This is a genomic window from Alkalibacterium sp. (genome assembly GCF_046484155.1).
Classification (GTDB): domain Bacteria; phylum Bacillota; class Bacilli; order Lactobacillales; family Carnobacteriaceae_A; genus Alkalibacterium.
Genome location: NZ_JAWOBT010000001.1, coordinates 1 through 6,670 on the forward strand (window position 1 = coordinate 1; position 6,670 = coordinate 6,670).

Annotated in this window: 5 protein-coding genes; all 5 read left to right on the forward strand. The window is 40.8% G+C overall.

What is annotated here, in order from left to right:
• Positions 1 to 472: 472 nt before the first annotated feature.
• Entirely contained in the window at positions 473 to 3,334 is a 2,862-nt protein-coding gene (locus R6U02_RS00005; protein WP_410261589.1) for a sigma 54-interacting transcriptional regulator, read from the forward strand.
• A 209-nt stretch (positions 3,335 to 3,543) separates the two neighbouring features.
• Positions 3,544 to 4,035, forward strand: coding sequence for a PTS sugar transporter subunit IIB (locus tag R6U02_RS00010; RefSeq protein ID WP_410261590.1), 492 nt, complete (start codon positions 3,544 to 3,546; stop codon positions 4,033 to 4,035).
• 53 nt (positions 4,036 to 4,088) lie between these two features.
• Positions 4,089 to 5,063 carry a PTS sugar transporter subunit IIB gene (locus tag R6U02_RS00015; protein WP_410261591.1) on the forward strand — a complete coding sequence of 325 codons (975 nt, stop codon included), beginning with the start codon at positions 4,089 to 4,091 and terminating at the stop codon, positions 5,061 to 5,063.
• 28 nt (positions 5,064 to 5,091) lie between these two features.
• On the forward strand, positions 5,092 to 5,889 hold the full coding sequence (locus R6U02_RS00020) for a mannose/fructose/sorbose family PTS transporter subunit IIC (protein WP_410261592.1): 798 nt from the start codon (positions 5,092 to 5,094) through the stop codon (positions 5,887 to 5,889).
• Between the two features lie 13 nt (positions 5,890 to 5,902).
• Positions 5,903 to 6,670 (forward strand): PTS system mannose/fructose/sorbose family transporter subunit IID (locus R6U02_RS00025; RefSeq protein WP_410261593.1); only part of this gene is annotated, 768 nt, incomplete at its 3' end.

Consider the following 6,670-nt stretch of genomic DNA (forward strand, 5'->3'; position numbering starts at 1 on the left):
AATCAGTTTCCTCCTTTCCATAAAATAGGACAGTTCTTCAGATCGATCTGAAGAACTGTCCTATTTTATGGAAAGGAGGAAACTGATTAAACGGATCAGTTTCCTCAACCAGTAAGTGGGTGCTGAAGCCGCTTATTGTTTCTCAAGTGACCACTCAAAATTCTAGAGCTAGGCTTTAGTCACTTATAAAATAAGTCAAAGATAAAACCTTATAGTCAAACGCTCTTTTTTCATTTCCAACGCACTAATTTTGCAACTAGAGATACCAGACCTTTCCAGACGAATCGCCGGGAAGCTTTCGTCTGGAAAGAGTTAGAATATAGTTGGAACAGCGTGAAACAGACTTTAGAAGATGTGTTCATACACTTGAAAGATGAATTTTTGTGTGTCGCTAGTGTGTTATTTGCTTGAAAAAAGTGTATACTGATAACTACATAGAGTGACACTGTCTGAACATTCGAGGGGGATTAAAATGAACCGGAAACAACGTATTTTAAAGTATATGAAAGAAGCTTGTGCATCCTTTTCACTCCAGGATATTGAAGAAGATATGGGGATTACTACAAAAGAAGTGGCTGAAGCCGTCAATAGTATACGTAGTAATGTATCGAAAGATTTGAATCAGCTCGTACGAGATGGGGAACTTAAAAAAATCGACGGACGTCCCGTTCGCTTTATCACGCTGGAAAAAGTGCGTCATCGGCCTTTGACCAAACATGTGCCAAGTTATAAAGAAAAGCAAAAAGCGTCCGTTGGCGTGACGCAGGAAGTGCTGGAATATTCTTACAATCAAACCCGAGATATTTTCAAGTCGATCATTGGGGCCAATGGGAGCATGAAAAATGCTGTTGAACAAGCAAAAGCAGCTGTTTTATACCCTCCTAAAGGATTGAATACATTGATAACGGGGCCCACCGGTTCAGGGAAATCTTTCTTTGCGCATGCGATGTTCCGTTTCGCTCAATCACATGAATTGATTGATAAAGACAAAGAATTGATAATTTTTAACTGTGCTGATTACGCAACAAATCCACAGTTGCTGATGAGCTACTTATTTGGTTACGTCCAGGGCGCGTTTACAGGAGCGACGAGTTCAAAGGAAGGAATCATACATCAAGCCGATGAAAGTATGCTCTTTTTGGATGAAGTTCACCGTTTGCCTCCAGAAGGACAGGAAATGGTTTTTTACTTCATGGATACGGGGACTTATGGTCGCTTAGGTGAAACAGGGAAAAGTAGACAGGCAAACGTACGCATTGTTTGTGCAACGACTGAGGATCCAAAATCAACATTTCTGGACACATTTATGCGACGCATACCGATAAACATACACTTACCATCATTCAAAGAAAGAGCAGTCAGTGAACAGCTTGATTTGGTGAAGCTCTTGACTGGGCTTGAAGCCAATCGTATTCAACGAAAGATCACATTAAATGAGGAAGTAGTTAAAGGACTGATAGCTAGTGTGGGTTATGGCAACGTCGGTCAATTAAAATCTTCGATTCAACTGGTTTGTGCTAGAGGATTTATGAACCAGTTAAGTAAAGATGAAATTGCCTTGACCGTGAAGGATCTGCCTGAAACAATCAAAGATCATTTAGTAGGTCTTTCTTCTAATCGTCTTCAGCAAATGGACTTATCGAAATATGTCGAAGCCAAAATGACAGTCAATCCGAACGAACCCTTTTATAAAATGACCATGGATTCCTATGAACTGCCTTATAATATTTACGATATCATTGGGGATAAGGCGGCATTGCTTGAGGCAGAGGGCCTAGATAGGAATTCCATCAATCAGTATATTTCGACTGACATAAACGTGCATTTAAAATCTTTCTACCGGAATCATGGCTTCTCTTTTCAAACAGAATCCAAGTTGGCAGAAGTGGTTAATAAAGAAGTGATTCAATTTGCTCATCAGATTGTAGAAGAAGTTGAACTGGCTCTTGGGGGATCGTTTAAGCAGAATTTCATTTATGCGATAAGTTTACACATCAGTTCTTTATTAAATAAAATCAACAATGGTCAAGAAAGAAAAATGAATAATCGTATCCGGGAAATGGCCATGACGTATGCCGGAGAATATGCAGTTGCAGAAAGATTGAGAGATAAAATTGCCGATTATTTCACTGTAGAAATCCCGGACAATGAAGTCTATTACTTAACGGTATTGCTTGTTTCTCTTAAAGAAGAATCAGCTTCAGGCCGAGTGGGAATTGTCGTTGCGACACATGGCGATTCAACTGCCAGCAGCATGGCGCGTGTGGCAGAAGAACTTTTAGATACTTCAGGCGTTGTTGCTGTTGATATGCCACTTGATATGTCTCCAACGGTTGTTTATGAACGGATAAAAAAAGCAGTGGTTGAAGCAAATGAAGGCAGCGGTGTCTTATTGCTCGTTGATATGGGGTCGCTGGCAACGTTTGAGACATCCCTGCAGAAAGAAACGGGCATTCATATCCGGTCGATCGATATGGTGTCTACAGCTATTGTTCTGGAAGCAGTGAGGAAAGCCGCGCTAGTGGACGCAGATATTGAATTATTGTATGAATCGTTAACAAAGTTCAGCGGTTACACAAAAGAATTGCCCAAACACGATCGAACACATCAGCCATCAAAACGTAAACCGCCTATAATATTAGCCGTATGTGCAAGCGGAGAGGGAACCGCGCAGAAAATCAAAGAAATGATTGAAAAGCCGCTGCAAAAATCAAATGAATCAGGCATAGAAGTGAAGACCTGTTCGGTAACCGAATTAGAGGCTAAAATAATCGAATGGCAGGAAAACTACACGATCATTGCATCAACGGGTATTGTGAATCCGAAAATTCAAGCGCCCTTTATCCCGCTTGAGCGTTTTATTGAAGACAAACCTGAACATTTACTGAGAAAATTTATCAATCTAAATGTATCTGAATCACAGAATCCTGCAAAAAAAGAAAGTCAGGCTGAGTCTCTCGTCTACTCGTTTGTGGAAGAAAATTATGCGTTTATTAATCCACGAAAAGTCGTGCCACTCATCTGGTCATTCGTAAATGAGTGTGCGACGCTTAGAGCAAAACAAACCGATCAGTATGCTTTTCATATCAATCTAGCCTTGCATGTGGCTGGAATTATCGAGCGGTCGCTTCAAAGCGATAATCTTTCGGTCGAACAAAACTTCGATCAAGAGGGGAAGAGTCACCCGCTATTTACTGACTTGAAAGTACTCATTGAGCAGTTAGAGAAACAGCTTCAATTGACGATTTCGCTAGATGAGTATGCCTATATTCTATACTTTATAACGAAAGAAGAAGGACAGCTAGAAGATATCGATACACTGCTGGCCGAATAAGCCAAATCAACACACAACCGACACACTTTTATAGTGTGTCGGTTTTTCTGTTTTATTAGAATAGTGGCCCACCACTGTTTTTTTGTTTAGTGTGTTGGCACACTTCTTGCTTATATATAAGTGAAGGGAATAATAGCGTCATTTTAAGAAATTCCCATGTACGAATGAAAGAAAGGAGTGTTGTTTATAGTAGGAGGGATTGTGGAAGGATGGATATTCGATTAATTCGCATAGATGATCGTCTAATTCATGGCCAAGTCGCCACGACTTGGTCAAAATCTTCAGGTATCAGTCGAATCATCGTGGTAAGTGATGAAGTAGCTTGTAACCCGCTTCAAAAAATATTGCTTACTCAAGCTGCACCACCTGAGGTGAAATCCCATGTCGTCTCTGTTTCCAAGCTCAAAGAAATTGTCGAACATCCTTTATTACATGACGTAAAAGTAATGCTCTTATTTACGAATCCTATAGACGTCATGCGTGTACACCGATATGGCTTGATTTTTGATAGCATCAATATTGGTGGGATGAAATTTACCGAGGGGAAACAGATGGCGACACACTTCGTGTCCGTTGACCAATCTGATATTGATGCCTTTAAGTATTTAGATGATAAGGGCATTGAATTGGAAATAAGAAAAGTTCCCAGCGATCGAAAACAAAATTTGATCGATGTATTAAAAAAAGGGGATTTTTTGTAAGAAGACTAGAAGAAAATAAATAGCAAAATATGTTAGTAGTAGGAGGGAAATAAATGGTAGGAATTATATTAGCAAGCCATGGCGTGTTTGCTGAAGGTATTTTACAATCAGGAGAAATGATTGTGGGAGAACAAGAAAATGTCAAAGCTGTAACGTTACTTCCGAGTGAAGGTCCAGATGATATCAGACGTAAAATGGAAGAAGCAATCGCAACATTCGACTCAGACGAAGTTTTATTCCTCGTTGATTTATGGGGCGGTACACCATTTAATCAGGCCAACACATTGTTCGAGGATCACAAGGATAAATGGGCAATCGTCGCAGGACTTAATCTAGGTATGTTGATCGAATCCTTTACAGGTCGTTTTTCTATGGAGAAAGCACAAGATATTGCTGCATCCATCGTCGTAGTGGCTAAAGACAGCGTTAAAGTGAGACCGGAAAATCTTCAACCTGCTGAAGCAGCTGTTGAAACAGAAAGTGAAGAACCGAATCAGCCCTTACCAGAAGGTACAGTGGTCGGTGACGGAAAAATCGATATCCGCCTCGCTCGCGTGGACTCACGTCTCTTACACGGTCAAGTCGCAACAGCCTGGTCAAAAGATGTCAAACCTACACGTATCATCGTTGTTTCCGACGACGTTTCTAAAGATAAGTTACGTAAAAACTTGATCACTCAAGCTGCACCACCAGGAATCAAAGCGAACGTGATACCGATCGATAAGATGATCGAAATAGCAAAAGATCCTCGTTTCGGTAAAACAAGTGCGTTGCTCTTATTTGAAAATCCACAAGATGCCTTACGTGTCATCGAAGGCGGCGTAGAAATTGAAGAAGTAAACGTTGGGTCCATGGCTCACTCTGAAGGAAAAGTCATGATCAACAACGTGCTGTCCGTCGACGAAAAAGACGTTGAAGCATTCAGAAAAATGCAGGATCTCGGCGTGAAATTTGACGTACGTAAAGTACCAGCAGATCAAAGTAAAGATATCTGGCCAATGCTTAAGAAAACAAAATATGTTGATTAAGAAAGATTTTAAGGAGGGAAAATAAATTATGAACATAATTACTATTGTTTTAGTACTATTCATTGCATTTCTTGCAGGAATGGAAGGGATTTTGGATCAATTTCAATTCCACCAACCGATTGTGGCATGTACATTAATTGGTCTCGCAACAGGAAGCCCAATGGATGGTTTGCTTTTAGGTGGGACATTACAATTGATTGCTTTAGGTTGGATGAATATCGGAGCTGCGGTGGCACCTGATGCTGCACTTGCTTCCATTGCTTCAGCTATTTTAGTCACATACCACGGTGCAAGTATTTCAGAAGGTATCGCTTTAGCTATTCCTTTAGCTATCGCCGGACAAGTATTAACTATTTTTGTTCGTACGTTGACTGTTGGTATTGCTCACGCTGCCGATGCGAAAGCAAAAGAAGGATCATTTAGAGGTGTTGAACTCTATCACATTGGTGCACTTATGATACAAGGCTTGCGTATTGCTATTCCGGCAGCTATTATTTTAGCCGTTCCGGTGGAATACGTAACAGATACATTGAATGCTATCCCAGACTGGTTGACCGGTGGTCTAGCCGTAGCCGGTGGATTCATCGTAGCCGTTGGTTATGCGATGGTTATTAACATGATGGCTACACCAAAACTTTGGATGTTCTTTGCCTTAGGTTTTGCTTTGTCTGCTTTAGGCGAATTGAACCTAATCGCAATGGGTATCATTGGTGTTGTAATAGCTTTACTTTATATCCAATTATCACCTGAATTTAATCAAGGTGGCGGCGGTGGAGGAAGTTCCTCTGGCGGAGATCCACTCGATGATATCTTAAACGACTATTAAAAAGGAGCGTTGAATGAATATGGCTGAAAATAAGAAATTTAAATTAACAAAAAATGACCGTTTGAAAGTATTTTGGAGAACTCAATTCCTCCAGGCTTCTTGGAACTTTGAACGTATGCAAAACGTTGGCTGGGCCTATGCAATGATTCCAGCGCTTAAAAAATTATATACAACAAAAGAAGACCGTGCGGCAGCTTTAAAGCGTCACTTAGAGTTCTTTAATACTCACCCTTACTTGGCATCTCCAGTATTTGGAGTGACCTTGACACTTGAAGAACAGAAAGCAGCAGGAGAAGATATCGATGATGCTGCGATTCAAGGTGTTAAAATTGGTATGATGGGACCGCTTGCCGGTGTTGGTGACCCTATCTTCTGGGGAACATTGCGTCCGATATTAGGCGCTTTTGCCGCTTCACTTGCATTAAGTGGAAGCTGGCTTGGCCCGATCATTTTCTTCGTTGCATGGAATGTTATCCGTATGTCATTTTTATGGTATTCACAAGAACTCGGTTATGTACAAGGTGGTAATATCACTCAAAACTTAGCTGGCGGGTTGATGCAAAAATTAACTCAAGGCGCTTCTGTTTTAGGTATGTTCATCTTAGGGGTTTTGGTACCACGTTGGACAAGTATGAACTTCCCAATGGTGATCAGTCGAGTTGACAATGCCGAAGCTGATATGATCGACTTTGCTGCACTTTCAGAAGCAGCGAATGAAGGCTTGTTATCTGGCGACATGTTGAGAAACGTTGTTGTTGATATTCAAGCAGGTATGGCTATC